This window comes from Anaerococcus sp. Marseille-Q7828, assembly GCF_949769285.1.
GTDB lineage: Bacteria > Bacillota > Clostridia > Tissierellales > Peptoniphilaceae > Anaerococcus.
Map to the genome: position 1 here is coordinate 582,872 of NZ_OX458331.1, position 20,460 is coordinate 603,331.

Here is a 20,460-nt window from a genome sequence, read left to right on the forward strand (position 1 = left end):
TTTGAGAAGTATTGAGTGGATTTTGCCAGCTTGGGAAGATTACCTGTCACGGCAAAAGCAAGATAAGAAAATATTTAAAAAGATAAATGAGCTAATAAAAGTTAGTTTAAGAACGCCTTTTGAAGGAATTGGAAAACCAGAACCACTTAAGTCAAACTATGCAGGTTATTGGAGCAGGCGAATAAATCAAGAGCATAGAATGGTTTATAAAGTTTTGGATGATAAAATAGTAATTATTGCATGTAAGGGTCATTATATATAAAGGAGCATCAAATGGAAGAAAGTAAAAACAGAGAAGTTGGTAAGCGTGGGATTTTTAATGAGGATGGGGATATTGATCTTTCTAAGAGAAAGATTATCCAAGGTAATACCACAAATCTAAACGATTTTAATAATCTAAAATACACCTGGACTAGCGATTGGTATAGGCAAGCTATGAACAATTTCTGGATTCCAGAGGAGATCAATTTAAATCAAGATATCAAAGACTATCGCAATCTTGACGAGCACGAGAAGTTTGCCTTTGATAGGATAATTTCATTTTTGACCTATCTAGATTCTATACAAACAGCAAATCTACCAAATCTACAGACCTACATTACCGCAAATGAGATAAATCTTTGCCTATCAATTCAAACCTACCAAGAGTCTATCCACTCTCAATCATATTCATATATACTAGATACAATCTGTTCGCCAGAAGAGCGCAGCAAGATCTTATATATGTGGAAAGATGACGAGCATTTGCTTCACAGGAATGAATATATAGGCGACCAATACAATCATTTCCTAGAAAGAGATGATGAGTTTAACTTTATGAAGGCCATCATTGCAAATTATATCCTTGAGGGTATATACTTCTATTCAGGATTCTCATTTTTCTACAACCTAGGACGTAACGGCAAGATGCCAGGAACTGTCCAAGAGATAAGATACATCAACCGTGATGAAAATACTCACTTGTGGTTGTTTAGGTCATTAATCAACGACCTTAAAAAAGAAAGACCTGACTTATTTACAGAAGAGCACATCAAATATTACACAGAGATGCTAAAAGAAGGTGTAGAAGAAGAGATTGCTTGGGGCAAATACGCTATTGGCGATAATATTGCCGGCCTCAATGGCAAGATGATTGAAGATTATATCAAATACCTAGGAAATCTTAGGGCAAAGGGCTTAGGCTTTGGACCAATCTATGAAGGATATAAAGAAATACCAAGCTCAATGAAATGGGTAGATGAATACTCAGATCCAAACCAAGTGAAGACAGATTTCTTTGAAGCAAAAGTATCTGCTTACTCTAAATCATCAGTAATAGAAGATGACCTATAAAATCTAAAATTTTATTTCTTATAAAAGACTGGACACAAAATCCAGTCTTTTATTGTGTCCAAAATGATTGAAGTCTATCATTTTGGTCAAAAAATATACATCAACTATAGTCAAATACAAGCTTTATCAAAATAATAAAAAAATTTTTAAAAAAAGTTGAACAGTGTTCATTATGCCGGTATCATACTTTTATAACAACAAATGAACATTGTTCATTTATAAAAAAAGGAGGGATTGGATTGGTAATTTATAAATCGAATGATAAGAAAGCGTTGATTATGGATGCGGCTATTAGAGTTTTTCAAAGAAAGGGTCTGGAGAAGACTTCTGTTAGAGACATTATGAAAGAAGCCGGCTTTGGACTTGGAACTTTTTATCTTTATTATAAGGACAAAAACGACCTTAAGGAGAAATTAGTTTTAGATTTGGCTAGCTCTATTATTATCAATGCTGAGAATTCTTGCATGGGCGAGGATCCGATCGAAAGATATATATCTTTTGTCGATTATATTATCGATTATCTGATTGCCAATCCATTCGAACTAGACCTTCTTAGCAAAAATATTACTTGGGCACTTTATACCGAGATTGAAAATGATCAGAAGTTAAGGGAAGCTGACTCGACTCTGAAATTTATCCTAAACAAATATGAGAATTTATTTTCGCACTCATTTACAGAGCCCCAACAGCTTTACATACTTTCTCTTACTATAGAAAACATCATTTCCACTTGCAAGAGTGCCTTGATGGAAGAATCCGTTCTTTCAATTGATGAGATGAAACCAGTTTTGTTTGCTGTTATTAGAAAAATATTTAAGTAAACGGGAGATTAATAATGAAAAGAATTGCAAATTATATTTCACATCATGCAAAGTTAGTCCTCTTGATAATGACATTGTTGCTTATCCCATCATGGATAGGCTACAAAAACACTGGTGTGAACTACGACATTCTCTCCTACTTGCCAAGTGACCTTGAGTCTACCCAAGGCCAAGAAATTCTAGATAAAGATTTTAAAAATGCTGCTACTGGCATGTTGATCCTAAAGGGGTCCGACCACGATGCAGATAAGCTTAAGAAAGAAATTCTAGAAATTGATGGTGTTGAGGATGTCATTTCAAAATCCTCTATTGTGGGGGATACAGTACCAAATGATTTTTTGCCTGAGGATATAAGAGATGCCTTTTATGCAGAAGATTCGACTCTTTTGATGATCAAATTCGAGGAATCATCATCTTCATTTAAGACTATGGAGGCCATTGACCAAATCAAGGCTATTGAATCAAAGGAAAAATACCTATCTGGTATGTCTTCATTAGTAAAAGATACTAAGGAATTGATCGACCACGAAACTCCTATATATGTAGGGTTGGCAGTTGCTCTTGCCCTTGTTGTTTTAAGTTTGGCAAATGAATCAACTATCATACCTTTCCTATTTATGTTAAATATCGGCTATGCTATATTGTATAACTTTGGTACAAACATATTTTTGGGAGAGATTTCATATATTACAAAGGCAATTGCAGCAGTATTGCAACTAGCTGTAACCACAGACTATTCAATATTCCTTTACCACAGATATGTCGAAAAGAAAAAGACTACAGAAAATAATGAAGATGCCATGGCAAAGGCAATACAATCAACTGTTGCATCAATATTTGCATCTTCTCTTACTACCTTTGCAGGATTCTTAGTCTTGCTTTTGATGAGACTTACTCTTGGTCGTGACATTGGTCTTGTAATGAGTAAGGGTGTGCTTTTGGGACTAATATCAACAGTAGTAGTACTTCCACCAATGCTATTGCTATCAGAAAAATTGGTCAACAGATTTAACCACAAGGTCCTATTGCCAGAATTTGATAAGACTTCAAACTTTACCTTAAAGTACAGAAAAACATTATTTATAGTTTTCTTAGCCTTATTTATACCTGCAGTATATGGTTCAAATCATACCGACCTTTATTACAACTTAGACAGATCCTTGCCACAAGATTTGGATTCTATAGTAGCCTTAAACAAGATGAAAAAAGACTACGATATGGCTTCAACTCACTTTATAGTAGTAAAAGAAGACCTAAGCAAGCAATCTATCAACAACATGGTTGAAGAGCTGGAAGATGTCGATGGTGTGAACAACGTCCTTAGCGTAAACTCTGCTACAGGCTTAACTCTACCATCAAGTGTCTTGCCAGATAAGTTACAAGACAACTTTGTGAAAAATGGCTACCAGATGATTATGCTAAACTCCAAATACCAAACAGCTTCACCAGAGGTAAATAAGCAAATAAGTGAGATTAAAAAGATTGTAAAAGCTCACGATCCTGATGGATATTTGACAGGCGAAGCAGTCCTAACTAAGGATCTGACAGAAATATCTGACCGAGACTTCAAGATGGTAAATATTGCATCAATTGCAGTTGTATTTGTCATAATAGCCATAGTATTTAAGTCATTTGCCATACCAGTTATACTAATAGCAGCCATAGAACTTGCCATATTTATAAACATGGGAATTCCTTTCTACACAGGAAAGACAATACCATTTATAACATCAATCATAATTGGTGTAGTACAACTTGGTTCAACAATCGACTATTCAATATTAATGACAGACAGGTTCTTGTTTGAATACAAAAAAAGAAAAGATAAGAACGAGGCCCTAGCTGTTGCAACAAAAGAGACAGCAAAATCAATAGTAACATCTGCCCTATCATTTTTTGCGGCAACTATCGGCGTAGGTATATATTCAAAAATGGAAATAGTATCAACTATATGTATATTTTTGGCAAGAGGAGCTATAATTTCAATGCTTGTAATTATAATCTTCCTACCAGCAATCATTAGTATTACATTCCCATTTATCAAAAAGACTACTAAAGGCTTAAACTAGGAGGAAATTAATGAAAAATAAATTCGTCAAAGCACTTGCAGTTCTAACAGTATCTTCAGTCTTGGGAACAAATGTATCCTATGCTGCAAGTGATAACTTAAAGAAAAGTGAAACAATATATGTCACAGTGGAAGATGGCAAAATTACAGACCAAACAGCATCTGTTTGGCTAAACTCAGATAAAAATATCAAGGCAAAGGATAAATCAAATCTAAAAGATATCAAAAACCTTGAAACAGACCAAGAAGTCAAGACAAATGATGGCTACATCAACTGGAATGAAGAAGACGAGGATATCTACTACCAAGGCAAATCTGATCAGAAGCTTCCAGTAGATGTAAAGGTGACCTATTATCTTGATGGCAAAGAAATATCATCAAAAGACCTAGAGGGCAAAAGCGGTCATCTAAAAATAGTAGCAAGCTCTACAAACAATATCAGCAGCCAAGCTGTCATAGACGGCAAGGAGAAAAAAGTATACTCTCCATATGCAGTTGTAACTGTGATGAGCTTTGATTCTGACAAAGTTACAAATATACAAGCTGCTGATGGCAAAATTGTAAAAGATGGCAAAAACGACATAGTAACAGGTCTTTTAACTCCTGGTCTAAGGGAAAACTTAACAGATGTCCTAGAAGCTGACAAACTTGATAGATTCAAAGAAAGCCTAGAAATAGAAATGGATGTCACAGATTATAAAGTAAGTGAAATCTATGCAGTAATTACTAACGAATTCTTCCAAGAAGACAACAATCTAGCTTCCCTAGATGACCTAAATGATGGCATAGGAGAATTAGAAAGCAATATAGATAAGCTAGTAGATGCTGGAGATAAACTAAATGACGGTGGCCAAAAATTAAACGATGGCCTAGGCAAATTTGCTGATGGAAGCGAAAAACTTAGCGATGGCTCAACAAAACTAGTAAACTCTTACGAAAAATTTGCCAATGCCTTTAAAGATTTGCCAGCAAAAACTCAAGAAATCTCAGGAGCTGTAACAAAGCTTAACCAAGGTGGCTCTTCACTAAATGCTGGCATAGGCCAATACACCGAAGCTGTTAGCCAGATCAATGCAAACATGGATAAGCTAAATAAGGGTGCAAATGACCTTGATCAAGGTGCAGGCAAACTTGACGCAGGACTTGGTGAGTTATCAGAAGCTACAGGAATGCTAAGAGAAAAGACATCAGCTATCTCTGGAACTGAAGGCATAGCAACCCTAGGTAAGTCATTAGCAGATCTCCAAATTGGCCTAGATGACTTTGGCAAAAATGTTAAGCCACTAGCAAATGGCGTAAGTGAACTTGACGGTGGTCTAGGCAAACTAGAAGAATCATCAGCTTCCCTAAGCCAAGGAATAGAAAAACTAAATCAAACAGCTCAAAATGCACCAAGTGTATCAGCTTCAGTAGAAGACATTATAGCTAAGGCAACTGCCATAGAAGGTATTGCAGCAAGTCTTGAAAGCAAAGATGTTGATGGATTATATGCTGATGAAATCTATACCCTAAGACAATTAGAAAGTGGCCTATACGCCCAAGCTGAAAACCTTAAAGCAAGTGCCCAAGTAAACGGAGCTATTAGTCAAGGCTTGGCAGGTCTTGACCAAGGATCCAAAGAATTAAATGCAGGAATCAGCCAAGCTCATAAGGGAAGTGCTGAGCTAAGTCAAAAATTAAATGCAGCTAGTGGACAGCTAGAAGAAGCATCAGGCAAACTTGCAGCAGGAGTGGGTAAGCTAGACAAAGGCCTATCAAACTCTGACTTGGTAAAACTAGGCCAAGCTATAGGTCAAATGGACGATGCAACTAAAGAATTAAAACAAGGTTCAGAAAAGTTAAAAGCAGGAACTAGCCAAAACAAAGAAGGTGTAGCAAAACTTGCTGGCGCTATGGACCAACTAAATGGAAAATCATCCGACCTAAAAGATGGATCACAACAACTATCTGACGGCCTAGCACAATTTGAAGAAAGATCAAAAGCTTTATCCAGCCTTGGAGATATCAATGAAAAAGCTATTGATCCAATGGGCAAGGGAATAGGCGACCTAAACAATGGTATCCAAGAGCTAAGAAATGCAGCCCTACAAATCAAGGAAGGTTCAGACACCTACCAAGCAAATTACCAAGAATTTAACCAAGGTCTAAAGGATTACAAGACTAAGGGAATAGATGAACTTTCAAACAAAACAGGAGATGTCCAAAAAATCTCAGATATCCTAGATGAGATGTCAAAACTATCCAAAGAAAACAATGCAATCTCTGGCTCAACAGAAGACTTTGAAACAAGATCTAGAATTATAGAAAAGATTAAGTAGAAAAACACAAGTGAATCCAGATTGATTTGGATTCACTTATTTTTTTCAATATATAAGTTAAGAAAAATAAAAAAGGGAAAACATTTTATATTTTTACAAAAAATAGAGGTTGAATATTGATAAATCTTAATCAAAGCCTATTTTAGACTATATATTTATGGTATAATTTAATTAATGTTATTTAGGGGGTGAAAAATGGCAGACGATATATTACTTAAGATCAAAGAAGCTGAAGAAAATGCAAGCTTAAGTGTCAGCAATGCCAAAGATCAAGCAACGCAAATGGTAAAAGATGCCAAAGATCAGGCAAATGCTGAATACAAGAGAATAATCTCTGAAGCCAATGCAAAAAAAGCCAAATTGATTGAAGATGCAAATAAAAAAGCTCAACTAGACAAAGAGCCTATACTAGAAAAGGCCAAGGCTAGTTCCAAAAGTATTATTGACAATCAAACTAGTGATATAGATCAATTAATAAGTGAGCTTACAGAAAGGATAATTAGAGATGGCAATAGTTAAAATGGATAAGTTTAACTTGCTAGCCTTTGACTCTGATAGAGAAAATCTTTTAAATATCCTACAAGACTTTAACTACGTTCATTTTAACGATTTGGTCCTAGAAAATGATGAAGACTATTTGACCGAAATTAGGGCGACAAAAGAACTTGCTCAAATAGACGAATCTATCAACAAGGTAGATTATGTTATAAAACTAATAGAAGACTATAACAAGAACTTGCCAGAAGAACTCAATACCGAGACAAGTGAGATGTCTATAGAGGAAGTCAACAAAAAGGGCTCAAACTTCGGTTTCGATTTAATTTATGAGAAATTAAGAGACCTAGTAACCAGTCGTGAAAAACTAGTTAATGCCAAAGAGAACTTATCTTCTAGAGTAAACGACCTATCCCCTTGGAAAGATATAGATATAAATATCAACAAGCTTTATAATTCCGATAGGTTTTTCCTAGAAACAGGAACAATTTCATCTAGATTTTACCAAAGCTTGCAAGAAGCCTTGGTAGAGCGTGGTCTTGATGGAAGCCTTGTTTATAAGATTAGCGAGCGCGATGGAAACTACTATGTAGTAGCTGTCTCAACTCTAGCTTGTAAGGAAGAATTTGAAGATGTATTAAGAGAATATGGCTTTAGCAAAGTTAAAATTGGTGCAGATGATAATATAGCAACCTACCTAACTAGCCTAAACGAGCAAAAAGATGAAAAAAACACTGAGATTGAAAAAATAGACGAGCAAATCAGAGGAATGGCAAAATATTTGCCTGACCTATACGTCTACCAATCTTATGTAAGAAACCAAAGAAAAAAGGAAGAATCTAGCGAAAATTTCCTAAAAACTCGCCAGATGAATATCATAGAAGGCTATGTGCCAAGTGATATGACAAGTGCCTTTAAGGCTGATTTGGACAAAACTTTGGGCGAAAAATACATATTAGATGTAAAAGAAGCCGAAAAAGAAGATCCAAATGTTCCAATCATCTTAAAGAACAACAAGCTCATAGAGCCTTATGAAGGCGTGGTTGAAACCTATTCTTTGCCAAAGTATAGCGAGCTAGACCCAACAGCTATAGTAGCACCTTTTTATACAATATTTACAGGCTTTATGATAGGTGACTTGGGATATGGACTTCTCGGAGTAATAGCAATATTACTAGCACTTAAACTTAAGAAGTTCCCAAAAAGCACTGAACAAACCCTAAAGCTTTTCCTTAGAATCTCAATATCAACTTGTGTATTTGGATTTCTATTCGGATCAGTCTTTGGTGGAATAATCGATGTGCCATTTGGCTGGATAGATACGACAAAAGACATCAACACCCTTATAGTTATGTCCTTAATTATTGGTGGCATAAGTTTATTCTTTGCCCTTGGCGTTAAAGGATATATGGCCATACGCGATGGACACCCAGACGGTCTATTTTTTGATGTAATAAGCTGGTACATGGCAGTAGGTGGAGCTATAGCTCTAGCCCTTACAAAAAGCCCAATAGCAAAATACGTCATGATAGCAGGCATGGTAATAATAGTTCTATTTGCAGGACGTGCTATAAAATCATGGGGCGGAAGAATAGCTTCCGGTGCCTATGAACTTTACGGAATAACATCTTGGATAGGAGACTTTGTATCTTTCCTAAGACTTATGGCCCTAGTATTATCTGGTGGTTTTGTAGCTTATTCTGTAAACTTAATTGTAAAGATGATGGCAGGCAGTGGCATAGGCGGACTTATTGGAGGAATCATAGTATTTGTAGTATTCCAACTATTTAATATGTTCCTATCATACTTATCAGCTTATGTACACTCACTAAGATTAATTTATGTAGAAATGTTTAACAAATTCTACGAAGGTGGCGGAATCAAGTTCCGTGAGATGGTCGAAGACACAAAATTTATTAATATCATTAGAAAAGGAGAAAAATAATGAGTGAATTTTTTATTGAAAACGGTGGAATAGTATTTGCAGTATTGGCAGCAGCTCTTGCAACACTTTTATCAGGTATGGGATCAGCAAAGGGTGTAGGTATGGCAGGTGAAGCTACAGCAGCTTTGACAGTAGACCAACCAGAAAAATTTGGTAAAGCCCTTGTACTACAACTTTTACCAGGTACCCAAGGTCTTTATGGCTTTGTAATTGGATTCTTTATCTACCAACAAATTACAGGTGGGGACGCTATTACATTTGAAAAAGGCCTTTACCTATTAATGGCAGCTCTTCCAGTAGCAATCGTAGGTTATGCATCAGCACAAAGACAAGCACGTGTTGCTATCGCAGGTGTAAACATCCTTGCTAAAAACGAAGATGAATTCGTAAAAGGTGTTGTTTATTCTGTAATGGTTGAGTTATACGCAATCCTAGGCTTTGTAATCTCTCTACTTCTAGTACTAAACGCATAATATTAGGAAAAGATTATGAATAATCTTGAAGTAATATTAGAGTCAATTATTAACGAAGGAAATACTAAAAGAGATCAAATCTTAAGAGAGGCCCAAGAAAAGGCTGACGAAATCATATACCAATCGAAAAACGAAGCAGAGATCAAAGCACGTGAGATTATCGATAAGGCAAATAGAGAAGCAGAAACTATCCTAGCAAATGAAAATGTTTCAGCAAAAAGAGAATCTAGAGATATAGAAATTTCTGCAAAAAACAAGGTTATAGACCAAATAGTAGATACGCTTTTAGAAAATCTAAAAAATATCGACGAATCTTCTTACAAAAACTTTGTTTTAAATACTATAAAAAACTCTGATATCAAAAGTGGGGACCTGCTTTTGGCAAAAAACTACAAGAATGCCTTAAAAAACGAAGATTTCCATGGCTTTAAAGTATCAGATGAAAGCGTAGAAGATGGTTTTGTGATCAAATCTGGAAAGATTGAATACGACAACAGATTTTCTTCAATAATAAAATACAATATTGACGATATAAGAAAACAAATTTCAAGTGAAATTTTTAAATAAGGAGGGCTAAATGAACAGAGATAACTATATAGGTGGATCTATCTCAACAAGAATATACGAAAATAACCTCCTTAGCCAAAATGACTTGGAAAGACTAGTTGACTATGACTCTCTAAGCGAAGTTTTAAACGCCCTAAGCGATTCTTCTTATAGGGAAAGCATTCAAGCCCTTAGTAGGGATGAAGAATACGAGAAAATCCTAGATGATGAGCTTAAGAAATCCTACAAATTAATCGAAAATACAGCTAGCGATAGCAATATTTTGGATTATTTTAGGGAAAGATACAACTTTCATAACCTAAAGGTCCTATTAAAGGAAATTATCCAAAAGGAAAACTATGCAAATCTTTATAGCGACCTAGGAAATATAGACTTAGCCTACATCAAAAAGGAACTTCTAAATGAAGATGCTATAGAAAAAGATTTCTTGGAAACACTAGATATAGAAGGCTATGAGCCTTTCAACAAATCGGACAACCCAAGCGAATCTTACCTAGAAGATGCCAAGAAAGCATTGGCTATATTTGATGAGAGCAAAAATCCAAAAGACTTGGAAATTAGCCTTGATAAGGCTTATTACGAGAAGCTTTTAGAAGATGCCAAGGCAATTGAGCTTAAAGAGTTGACTCGCTTTACCAAAGAGAGAATTGACCTTATCAATCTAAAGACAATGCTTAGAGTAAAAAGCAAAAATTCTGACATTGAGGAACTTAATAGCGCTCTCATTGATGGAGGCTATATAGAAAAAGAAAGATTTGATGAGATTTTCCCACAAGAAATAGATCAAATCGTGGTAAGTCTTTCTAATGAAAATATCAACAAGTACGTAGTTAACGCCATAGATGGCGATAAGACTATGGATCAAAACCTACTTGACCTTGAAAGATCAATTGATGACCATCAAATGGACTATTCAAGGCTGGCCAAACAAATGACCTATGGACCAGAAGTTTTGATGAACTATATAATTTCAAAAGAAGCAGAGATTAAAAACTTGAGGATTATACTCGTATCAAAGTTAAACAATCTGCCAAAAGACTTTACCCTAGAAAGGTTGCGTGAAACATATGTATAGAGTAGCGGTAATCGGAGATAAGGACTCAGTTCTAGCCTTTAAGGCACTCGGTGTAGAAGTATATACAGTTATAGATGGAGATGAGGCAAGTGAAAAGATTAAAGACCTTGCCAAAGAAGAAGTTGGCGTGATTTTTATCACAGAAAAATTTGCCCAAGAAATTCCATCTACAATTGACAAATATAGAGATCAAATGACTCCAGCAATTATCCTAATCCCAGGAAACACAGGTTCCATGGGCATAGGCCTTGCTGATATCAATAAGTCAGTAGAAAAGGCTGTTGGAGCCAATATTTTAGACTAAAGGAGCTTAATTTGAAAGAAGGTAAAATTACTAAAGTATCAGGACCATTGATAGAAGCTAGCGGCCTATCTGATGCTAACATCTATGACGTGGTTGAGGTATCAAAAGATAAGCTCATCGGTGAAATAATAGAGATGAGAGGAGATGTTGCAAGTATTCAGGTTTATGAAGAAACAACAGGTATAGGCCCTGGAGATGTTGTAGTATCAACAGGCCACCCTCTATCAGTTGAGCTTGGACCAGGAATGCTTCGCCACATGTACGATGGTATCCAAAGACCACTTAAAAAACTTGAAGATTTGGCTGGTAACTTCCTAAAAAGAGGAGTTACATCACCAGCTTTATCTCGTGAAACATTATGGGAATTCAATCCTACTGCCAAGATAGGCGATGAAGTTGTGGCAGGAGATGTCCTAGGTACTGTTGAAGAAACACACGTACTTACTCACAAAATCATGGTACCTTTTGGAGTAAGTGGAAAAATAAAAGATATAAAATCTGGCGAATACACAGTTGAGCAAACAGTAGCTGTTATAGAAACAGAAGATGGTGATAAAGAAATCAACATGATCCAAAAATGGCCAGTAAGAAAGGCTCGTCCATCAAGAAGAAAACTTGATCCAAACGAACCACTTATCACAGGTCAAAGGGTTATAGATACATTCTTCCCAGTTGCTAAGGGTGGTACTGCAGCAATACCAGGACCATTTGGATCTGGTAAGACAGTAGTTCAACACCAGGTTGCAAAATTTGCCGATGCTGACATGGTAGTATATGTTGGTTGTGGTGAACGAGGCAACGAGATGACTGACGTACTTAACGAATTCCCAGAACTAATCGATCCAAAAACTGGCGAATCAATCATGGAGCGTACAGTTCTTATAGCAAATACTTCAAATATGCCAGTAGCTGCCCGTGAAGCAAGTATCTACACAGGCATCACTATTGGTGAATACTTCCGTGATATGGGCTATAACGTTGCTATGATGGCGGATTCTACAAGCCGTTGGGCAGAAGCCCTTCGTGAGATGAGTTCACGTCTAGAAGAGATGCCTGGTGATGAAGGTTATCCAGCATATCTAGCCAGCCGTATAGCAGACTTCTACGAAAGATCTGGTAAGGTTGAAGTTTTAGGAAATCGTGACGAAAAAGGTTCATTAACAGTAATCGGAGCTGTATCTCCTCCAGGTGGAGACCTTTCAGAACCAGTTACCCAAGCAACACTTCGTATAGTAAAAGTATTCTGGGGACTAGACTACGACTTATCTTACCAACGTCACTTCCCAGCTATCAACTGGTTGACATCTTATTCTCTATACCAAGACAAGATGGATAGCTATATTGACTCAAATGTCAACGAAGATTTCTCAACAATGAGAAAACGTGCTATGAGCTTGCTTGCCCAAGAGTCTTCACTCCAGGAAGTTGTAAGACTTGTAGGTCGTGATGCCCTAAGTGATGATGATAAACTAAAACTTAACGTTACAAAATCAATCAGAGAAGACTATCTACAACAAAACGCCTTCCATGATGTTGATACCTATTGTTCACTTCACAAACAAAATGTCATGCTTGACTTGATTTTGTACAATTACGACAGATCTATAGAAGCTCTTGCAAATGGAGTAGACCTATCTGAAATAGAAAAACTTCCAGTTCACGAGAGAATCACTCGTGCTAAATTTGTAAGCGAAGAAGAAATAGAAAAATTAGCAGACATCAAAGAACAAATTGACCAAGAAATTGGAAGCTTGCAAAAGGAGGCATAATGTTAAAAGAATATAAAACAGTTACAGAAGTCGTTGGCCCTCTTATGCTTGTTGAAGGTGTAGAAGGTGTCAACTTTGATGAACTTGTAGATATTGAAATGCAAACAGGCGAACGCCGCCGTGGTCGTGTTATAGAAATCGAAGAAGGCCGTGCCATGGTCCAACTTTTCGAAGGATCAACAGGTATCAATCTTGCCGCAACTAGCGTTAGATTTCTAGGTCGTCCACTAGAACTTGGTGTATCAGAAGACATGGTTGGCCGTGCTTTTAACGGACTTGGCGAACCAATAGATGATGGCCCAGCTATCATTCCAGAGGAAAAAAGAGACGTAAACGGAACAGCCATCAACCCTGTAAGCCGTGACTACCCATCAGAATTTATTCAAACAGGTATTTCTACCATAGATGGACTAAATACCCTTGTTCGTGGACAAAAGCTTCCTATTTTCTCAGGAAACGGACTTCCACACAATCAAGTAGCAGCACAAATTGCCCGTCAAGCGAGAGTGCTAAACGATGATGAAGGCTTTGCTGTAGTATTTGCAGCTATAGGTATTACCTTTGAAGAAGCACAATTTTTCCTAGATGACTTTAGAAAAACTGGAGCTTTGGACCGTTCAGTATTATTTATGAACCTTGCTGATGACCCAGCAATTGAACGTCTATCAACACCAAAAATGGCTCTAACTTGTGCAGAATACCTAGCTTATGAAAAAGATATGCAAGTACTTGTTATCATGACAGACATGACCAACTACGCAGAAGCTTTACGTGAGGTATCAGCTGCCCGTAAGGAAGTACCAGGCCGTCGTGGATATCCAGGATATCTTTATACAGACCTTTCTACAATCTATGAAAGAGCTGGCAAACTTCGTGGCAAACCAGGAACTATCACACAAATTCCTATTTTATCAATGCCAGAAGATGATATCACCCACCCAATCCCAGACCTAACAGGCTACATCACAGAAGGACAAATCATCCTTAACCGTGAGCTTTATAACCAAGGTGTGGAACCACCAGTTTCTATCCTTCCATCCCTATCCCGTCTTAAAGATAAGGGTATAGGAAATGGCAAAACTCGTGAGGACCATGCTGATACTATGAACCAAATTTATGCAGCATATGCATCAGGTGTTGATGCCAGGGAACTTCAAAAAATCTTGGGTGACTCAGCACTTTCTGATGCTGACCTAGCTTTTGCAGAATTTGCCAAAGAATTTGAAGAAAAATACATCAACCAAGGATATTACACCAATAGGTCTATAGAAGAAACTCTAAATCTTGGTTGGGAATTATTAAAGATTATTCCAAAATCAGAACTTAAGAGAATTGACGACGTCCTAATTGAAAAATATATGGATTAGGTGATAAAAATGGCAAGACTAAAAGTAACGCCAACTAGGATGAACCTAAATACCCTCAAGAAAAGACTAGGCACAAGCAAACGTGGATACAAATTATTAAAAGACAAGCAAGATGAACTCATGCGTCAATTTATGATACTAATCCGCGAGAATAAGACCCTAAGAGAAGAAGTAGAAAAAGAGCTTTCTGACTCCTTCTCTGACTTTCTTATAGCAAGTGCCTTTATGTCTCCAGAGGCTATGGAAGCTGCAGTAAGCTTTCCAACTCAAAAAGTTGGTGTAGATATAGATGTAAAAAATATCATGAGCGTTAGGATTCCACAAATGGAATTTAAGGTCGACCAAGACGAAAACGCAAGTATGTTTTCCTATGGCTATGCCGAAACGTCAGCAGGACTCGACCAAGCAATCATTGGCCTTAACGAAGTAATGGAAAAACTACTCAAATTAGCTGAAATGGAAAAGACCACTCAACTAATGGCAGATGAGATAGAATCAACACGTCGTCGTGTTAATGCTCTAGAATACCGTACAATTCCAGACTTGGAAGAGACAATCAAATACATTAGAGCAAAACTAGAAGAAAATGAAAGAGCTACTATTGCTAGACTAATGAAAGTAAAAGATATTATTTCTGACCCAGATGTTACAGATACTTTAAATGAAAAGCAATTTGTAGAAGATAATAGAACTTACATTTAACAAGGAGAGATGATAAATGGAGGCTGGGCCCTATTTTACTTTAAAAAACGCAGCTATAATCCTTTTACTAATAATATTAAATGCGATTATAAGAGCTGTGCACACTAGTCTTATATCACTAAACTCAAATAGACTAAAAGAAATCTATGAAGAAGAAGGAGATAATAAGACTAAATCCCTTCTAAAAATAATCAGCGACCAAGATAAGCTAAACCAATCATTTGATTTGATTGATATGATCATATCATTTGTAATAATAACCTATTTTATAAGTCGCTTACCTTATGACCATATTTTAGAAGGAAGGATGAGCACATATATTGTCTTATCCATTATAATTTTTGCTATAATTAAAATAATATTTATAGACAAAATTCCAAAGCGTATAGGAGTCAGAAACCCTATGCAACTTGCAATGGCAACAAACTTTCTAAGCCGATTAATACTTGGAATAACTGCACCTTTTGTAAAATTTACTAATGCTGTCACAAACTTTTTTATGAACATATTTGGCATAGAAGCCAAGGCTGTAGAAAAGGAAGTGACCAGCGAGCAGATTAGGTCCATTGTCCAAGTAGGAGAAAACCAAGGCATCATCCGTCCCATGGAATCTAGGATGATCAATTCCATCATGGGCTTTGACGATCTCATAGCAGAAGAGATTATGACCGCAAGGACAGATGTCTTTATGATAGATGTCAACGATATGGAAAGAACTTGGCTAGATGAGTTTTGCAAGATTAAACATTCTAGGATACCAGTTTATGAAGACGAAGTAGACAATATCTTGGGCATAATCTTTACCAAAGACTATCTACTAGAAGCAAGTCGTGTTGGTATCAAAAATGTCCACCTAAGAAGTCTTATAAAACCAGCATACTTTGCACCAGATAAGATTGAAACAGACAAGCTTTTCTCAGATATGCAAATTAAACGCATCCACATGGCCGTTCTAATAGACGAATACGGAGGCTTTGCTGGGGTTGTAACCATAGATGACCTACTAGAAGAGATAGTAGGAGACCTAGACGAAGGTGAGTCATATATCCACGAATTTAGGGAAAATAGGCAGGGAGTCTATGTAGTAAAGGCTTCTATGTCTATCAAAGACCTAAACGAGAAAATCCCAATAGAAATAGACGAAGACAACGAAAACTACGACTCTTTGGGAGGCTTCATAATAGACAGGCTAGGTTATATACCAGACGCTGGCGAAAACGTCGCCTTTGACTACAATGGCTACGAAATCAAAATCCTATACATAGAAGACAATAGGATAAAAGCTTGTAGGATAAGAAAACTAAAAGAAGATAAGCAAGAAACAACTTTGGAAGAATAATAAAATGGATGGTTAAAGTCCCGTATTGCTAGGGGACAAGTAACCATCTATTTTTTATTTTACAAATCAAAGAGCCATTCCTGGTCAAATTCTGTATAGCAAATAATATCTTTTTTCTCTCCGTCTATCAATTCTTCTTGTTCGTAAAGAAGAGCGTAGGTGTCTTTTTTGGGGCTGTGAGCTAGGCACGAATATCCGTAGTGCTTGTCATTAATCATCTTTCTTCCTACAAATTCTAGCATGCCATCATTTTTTACTTCAAGGATTTTGATAGAGCCGTTGGTTCTATCTGGGCCGTCTGGATTTGATAGGAGTATATATTCTCTCTTATTTCTTTCGATTTTTAATACTGAGACCATGCAAGTTGATGTAGAATCAAAGTCAACTTCCCTAAGTTCTGAGAAAGTCTCTCCCATATCCTCTGATACGGCATAGAGAACCTTGCCAGAAGTATTTCTCACAAATATCATAACATGGCCATTGTTAAGCTCAACAAGCTGGCTTTCAGATGTATTGAATTCCAAATCTCCAATAAGTCCGTCATTGGAAAAATTGATAGACCTTGACCTGTGAAAAGTCTTGCCTTCATCGTCAGTGTATATAACTTCTACATTTTCCTTATTGTAATCATCGCCTATGGAATAGTAGGTGGGGAAAAGCAAACGACCACTAGTAAGTGCAAGTCCTACCCCAGGGCAAGCTCCAAGAAATTTCATTCTAGGATCTGCAACTTGCCTAGTAATATCTACTGGGCATTGCCAAGTTCTACCCTTATCAGTTGAATGTGTCAGCCAAAGATGGGAAGTTTGGTGGATTTGGTAGTCTGACGTGTCCTTATAAATATTGCCGATGACCTTATCATCTTCATATATATTATAAAGATTAGTAAATGGCATGGTATCAGTCATCTGTATATTTAAATTTGTCTTCTTATCCATATTATCATAGACACTTCCATCGTCTTTTACATAAAATTCATTGCCATCTCTATCAAAAATTATTAAATATTTTTCCCCGCCAACTTTTTTGTAGGATTCTTGATTTTTGGCAGCCCAAAAGTTGCCACCAGACTTGAAGGCATCAATAAGCATATAGAGCTTATCACCACTTTCAACTAGGCACATGTCGATATTAAAGGGAGCATTGGTTGTACCTTTAGCATCCATATCAATGACTTTGGTAAAATCAGCAAAATCTTGGCCAGGCTTTTTAAAAAGCAAAACTGGATTAATCTTTCCCCAGTCTGACCTAGTATCAAGCCTTTGATCAGATCCAGCAACTATAGTTCCATCATTGAGCATCAAAAGAGATGGAATCCTATAAAAGGGCGAATCATTAAGTCCTGGATAAAAAAGTGGTATTGGTGATGATTTGTACACATTTGCCTCCTATTCTTCTTCACAAACTAAGTCAAGTTTAAGGTATTTGGCGTATTTACGCAAGTATACCATGCCTCCGTCTAGCATGTAGACGTTTTCTGTGCCCCTATTTTTAAGTCTTTTTATGGTATTTGATGCTTTTGCTCCTGTTTGGTCGTATATTAGGACTTTCTTATCTTTAGGAATTTCAAATTTTTCAATATCGCCTGTAAATAGTTCTGCTCCCTTTATATGACATTGCCTATAGGCAGTTTCGTTTCTTATGTCATATATTTTATAAGCAGAGATAATATCATTTAGTTCTGATATTCTTACATGAGGGAGCCTTCCTTCTTTTATATTTATGGCCTGAGATCCTATGACATTGTTGATATCTTCGGTTGTTGAGTAATATGGCTGGTAGCCAAGTTCTAGGTCGTAGAGGTCATATATAGTTCCACCCATTTTTATAAGACTTCCTATTACATCGATTCTCTTGTCGACTACTCCTTTTCCTAGGGCTTGGGCTCCGTAGATTTTGCCATTATTTTTGTTAAATAATAGTTTCATATAGACCATTTGTGCCTCTGGCATTATCCCTACTATGTCTGTGTGGGAGATGAGCGTTGTGTCATAATCATAGCCCAATTCCTCTAATTTTGCTTCTCCAAGACCAGTTACTCCTATATTTAAGTCAAAGGATTTTAAGAGGAATGTACCTATAAATGATTGTTTTTTGCTTTTTTCTCCTCCTAGGAGATTGGCTACATATTTTGCCTGCCTATGGGCTGGCCAAGCTAGTTTTAGGTTCTCTTTTTCACCTGTAAAGAAATTTTTGACATCAATAACATCACCTATGGCAAAGATGTTTGGATCTGAAGTTTTGTAATCATCATCTGTTACTATGGAACCTTTTTCTGTTATCTCTAGGCCAACATCTTTTGCAAGCTTGTTATTTGCAGCCATTCCAAGACCAAGTATTACCATATCTGCAGGGACTCTTTTGCCTGATGCAAAGATAGCTTCTTTGTCAGTAATTTCCACTAGTTCTTTTTCATGTATTATATTTACACCATTTTCTATGATGTTTTCTTCTATAAATGGCTTGAGTTCATCATCTATGACTCCAAGGATTTTGCCACGGATGAACATATTTATCTGAGTATCTTTTAGTTCGTTTAGGGCGTGGACTGCTTCTATAGCAATGAAGCCACCACCAGCAACGAAGATTTCTTTTGGATGATTATTTTCATAATAGGCTCTGATATTTTCCACATCTACTACATTTCTGATGGTAAAGACATTGTCTTTGTCAGTTCCCTTTATAGATTTAGGTATATTGGCGTGAGCCCCTGTGGCTAGTATTAGGTAGTCGTAATCTTCTTCAAATTCTTGGCCGGATTTTTGGTTCAAAACTTTGATGGATTTGTTTTCCCTGTCGATTGCAAGGACTTGGTGGTAGTTTTTTGCCTTTATATTGTATCTTTTGGCAAAGCTCTCGCTGTCCCTGTGGACCAAATCTTGGCTGTTTTTTATTTGGTAGGATAGGTAGTAGGGCAATTCGCAGTTGCCAAAGCTCATATCCCTGTCTTTTTCGTACATTACTATTTCTATATTCTCATCGAGGCGACGCAGTGAAGTGGCAAGGGTTGCTCCTCCTGCTACAGCTCCTACTATTATAACTTTCATTTTTTCTCCTCCCTTGTCCAGTTCTTAGTAAATATTTACCCCAAATAAAAAAAGGAGCCTAACGCTCCTTAAATGCATCCAAAACCCTCATTTTGGATTTTATTATTTTACCTAAGCTTTGTAAGCTTTGGCTCTATCATTTATTTGAAAAGTTGGTCAAAATCGATAGATTGATCATTTGGTAGAGTTCTAAAGTCTAGTTTTTTACCATTAGCTTCGATTTTCTTAAATGTATCAATATCATTTTGATCTACGAATACACTTTCATTTACCTTTTCTTTGCCACTTGTTTGGTGAATATTTCCTATGTTAACTGAGCCGATTTCAACTCCATCTTCAATTAATTTTAGGGCATCTTCTGGAGTTTCCACCAAAACTAGGGCATCCTCTTCTTCAAGGCCTTTGATTTTTGTACTAGCTTCGCTTAGGCCAAAGAAATATGATTTTGATCCCATTGGTGTTACCAAGTCCATAAGATGTTGTTGTTTTTCGTCTTCACTTACGAGGTCGTTTGCTACAACTATTACATCAGCGCCAACTTCTTTCATCCAATTTCTGGCTACTTGACCGTGCAATAGTCTATCGTCAATTCTTAATAAAACTGCTTTTGCCATAAATTTTCCTCCTATTTACTTAATCCCTCATATTTTCTTATATTTTATATTCAATCATTTTACCTTAAGACATATGTATTGTCATATTATTTTTTCCTACTTAGTAAAATTCATTAATTATTTATAAAAATTATAAAATTTTATAAAAGCTTGAAGATTTTTGAATAAAATACGATTTTTGGCAAGTATAATAGATAATTTTTGATATACTATATAATGATATT

General features: G+C 36.5%; 18 protein-coding genes. 15 read left to right on the plus strand and 3 right to left on the minus strand.

Annotation, left to right across the window (positions count from 1 at the left end):
• Nucleotide 1 precedes the first annotated feature (1 nt).
• From QNH69_RS02810 to QNH69_RS02880, 15 genes are all read left to right on the plus strand, one after another.
• On the plus strand, nt 2–262 hold the full coding sequence (locus QNH69_RS02810) for a Txe/YoeB family addiction module toxin (protein WP_282929095.1): 261 nt from the start codon (nt 2–4) through the stop codon (nt 260–262).
• Nucleotides 263–273: 11 nt separating this feature from the next.
• Nucleotides 274–1,332, plus strand: a complete 1,059-nt coding sequence (locus QNH69_RS02815; RefSeq protein ID WP_044565082.1) for a ribonucleotide-diphosphate reductase subunit beta — start codon at nt 274–276, stop codon at nt 1,330–1,332.
• A gap of 278 nt (nt 1,333–1,610) precedes the next feature.
• Complete coding sequence (locus QNH69_RS02820; protein WP_282930186.1) at nt 1,611–2,153, plus strand: TetR/AcrR family transcriptional regulator; 543 nt, start codon at nt 1,611–1,613, stop codon at nt 2,151–2,153.
• Between the two features lie 14 nt (nt 2,154–2,167).
• Nucleotides 2,168–4,222 (plus strand): MMPL family transporter, encoded by a 2,055-nt coding sequence (locus tag QNH69_RS02825; protein WP_282929096.1) that lies wholly within the window; start codon nt 2,168–2,170, stop codon nt 4,220–4,222.
• Nucleotides 4,223–4,232: 10 nt separating this feature from the next.
• Entirely contained in the window at nt 4,233–6,539 is a 2,307-nt protein-coding gene (locus QNH69_RS02830) for a hypothetical protein (RefSeq protein ID WP_282929097.1), read from the plus strand.
• A 195-nt stretch (nt 6,540–6,734) separates the two neighbouring features.
• Nucleotides 6,735–7,058, plus strand: coding sequence for an ATPase V (locus tag QNH69_RS02835; protein ID WP_282929098.1), 324 nt, complete (start codon nt 6,735–6,737; stop codon nt 7,056–7,058).
• A complete protein-coding gene (locus QNH69_RS02840; RefSeq protein WP_282929099.1) occupies nt 7,045–8,979 on the plus strand; it encodes a V-type ATP synthase subunit I in 1,935 nt (644 codons plus the stop codon). Before QNH69_RS02835 ends, QNH69_RS02840 begins: the two co-directional genes overlap by 14 nt.
• A complete protein-coding gene (locus tag QNH69_RS02845) occupies nt 8,979–9,452 on the plus strand; it encodes a V-type ATP synthase subunit K (protein ID WP_282929100.1) in 474 nt (157 codons plus the stop codon). The genes QNH69_RS02840 and QNH69_RS02845 overlap by 1 nt, the downstream gene beginning before the upstream one ends.
• 15 nt (nt 9,453–9,467) lie before the next feature.
• Nucleotides 9,468–10,019 carry a V-type ATP synthase subunit E gene (locus QNH69_RS02850; protein ID WP_282929101.1) on the plus strand — a complete coding sequence of 184 codons (552 nt, stop codon included), beginning with the start codon at nt 9,468–9,470 and terminating at the stop codon, nt 10,017–10,019.
• Nucleotides 10,020–10,029: 10 nt separating this feature from the next.
• A complete protein-coding gene (locus QNH69_RS02855) occupies nt 10,030–11,094 on the plus strand; it encodes a V-type ATPase subunit (RefSeq protein WP_282929102.1) in 1,065 nt (354 codons plus the stop codon).
• Nucleotides 11,087–11,398, plus strand: coding sequence for a V-type ATP synthase subunit F (locus tag QNH69_RS02860; RefSeq protein WP_282929103.1), 312 nt, complete (start codon nt 11,087–11,089; stop codon nt 11,396–11,398). The genes QNH69_RS02855 and QNH69_RS02860 overlap by 8 nt, the downstream gene beginning before the upstream one ends.
• Nucleotides 11,399–11,409: 11 nt before the next feature.
• Nucleotides 11,410–13,167 carry a V-type ATP synthase subunit A gene (locus QNH69_RS02865; RefSeq protein ID WP_282929104.1) on the plus strand — a complete coding sequence of 586 codons (1,758 nt, stop codon included), beginning with the start codon at nt 11,410–11,412 and terminating at the stop codon, nt 13,165–13,167.
• Nucleotides 13,167–14,534, plus strand: a complete 1,368-nt coding sequence (locus QNH69_RS02870; protein ID WP_044565096.1) for a V-type ATP synthase subunit B — start codon at nt 13,167–13,169, stop codon at nt 14,532–14,534. The genes QNH69_RS02865 and QNH69_RS02870 overlap by 1 nt, the downstream gene beginning before the upstream one ends.
• Nucleotides 14,535–14,543: 9 nt before the next feature.
• Entirely contained in the window at nt 14,544–15,236 is a 693-nt protein-coding gene (locus tag QNH69_RS02875; RefSeq protein ID WP_084593723.1) for a V-type ATP synthase subunit D, read from the plus strand.
• Between the two features lie 16 nt (nt 15,237–15,252).
• On the plus strand, nt 15,253–16,575 hold the full coding sequence (locus QNH69_RS02880) for a hemolysin family protein (RefSeq protein ID WP_282929105.1): 1,323 nt from the start codon (nt 15,253–15,255) through the stop codon (nt 16,573–16,575).
• Nucleotides 16,576–16,634: 59 nt separating this feature from the next.
• Here the strand turns inward: QNH69_RS02880 and QNH69_RS02885 are convergent, their stop codons facing one another.
• The 3 genes from QNH69_RS02885 to QNH69_RS02895 all read right to left on the minus strand — a co-directional run bounded on the left by QNH69_RS02885 (nt 16,635) and on the right by QNH69_RS02895 (nt 20,236).
• A complete protein-coding gene (locus QNH69_RS02885) occupies nt 16,635–17,954 on the minus strand; it encodes a sialidase family protein (protein WP_282929106.1) in 1,320 nt (439 codons plus the stop codon).
• 9 nt (nt 17,955–17,963) lie between these two features.
• On the minus strand, nt 17,964–19,622 hold the full coding sequence (locus QNH69_RS02890; RefSeq protein WP_282929107.1) for an FAD-dependent oxidoreductase: 1,659 nt from the start codon (nt 19,620–19,622) through the stop codon (nt 17,964–17,966).
• Nucleotides 19,623–19,762: 140 nt separating this feature from the next.
• Entirely contained in the window at nt 19,763–20,236 is a 474-nt protein-coding gene (locus QNH69_RS02895; RefSeq protein ID WP_282929108.1) for a PTS sugar transporter subunit IIB, read from the minus strand.
• Nucleotides 20,237–20,460 lie beyond the last annotated feature (224 nt).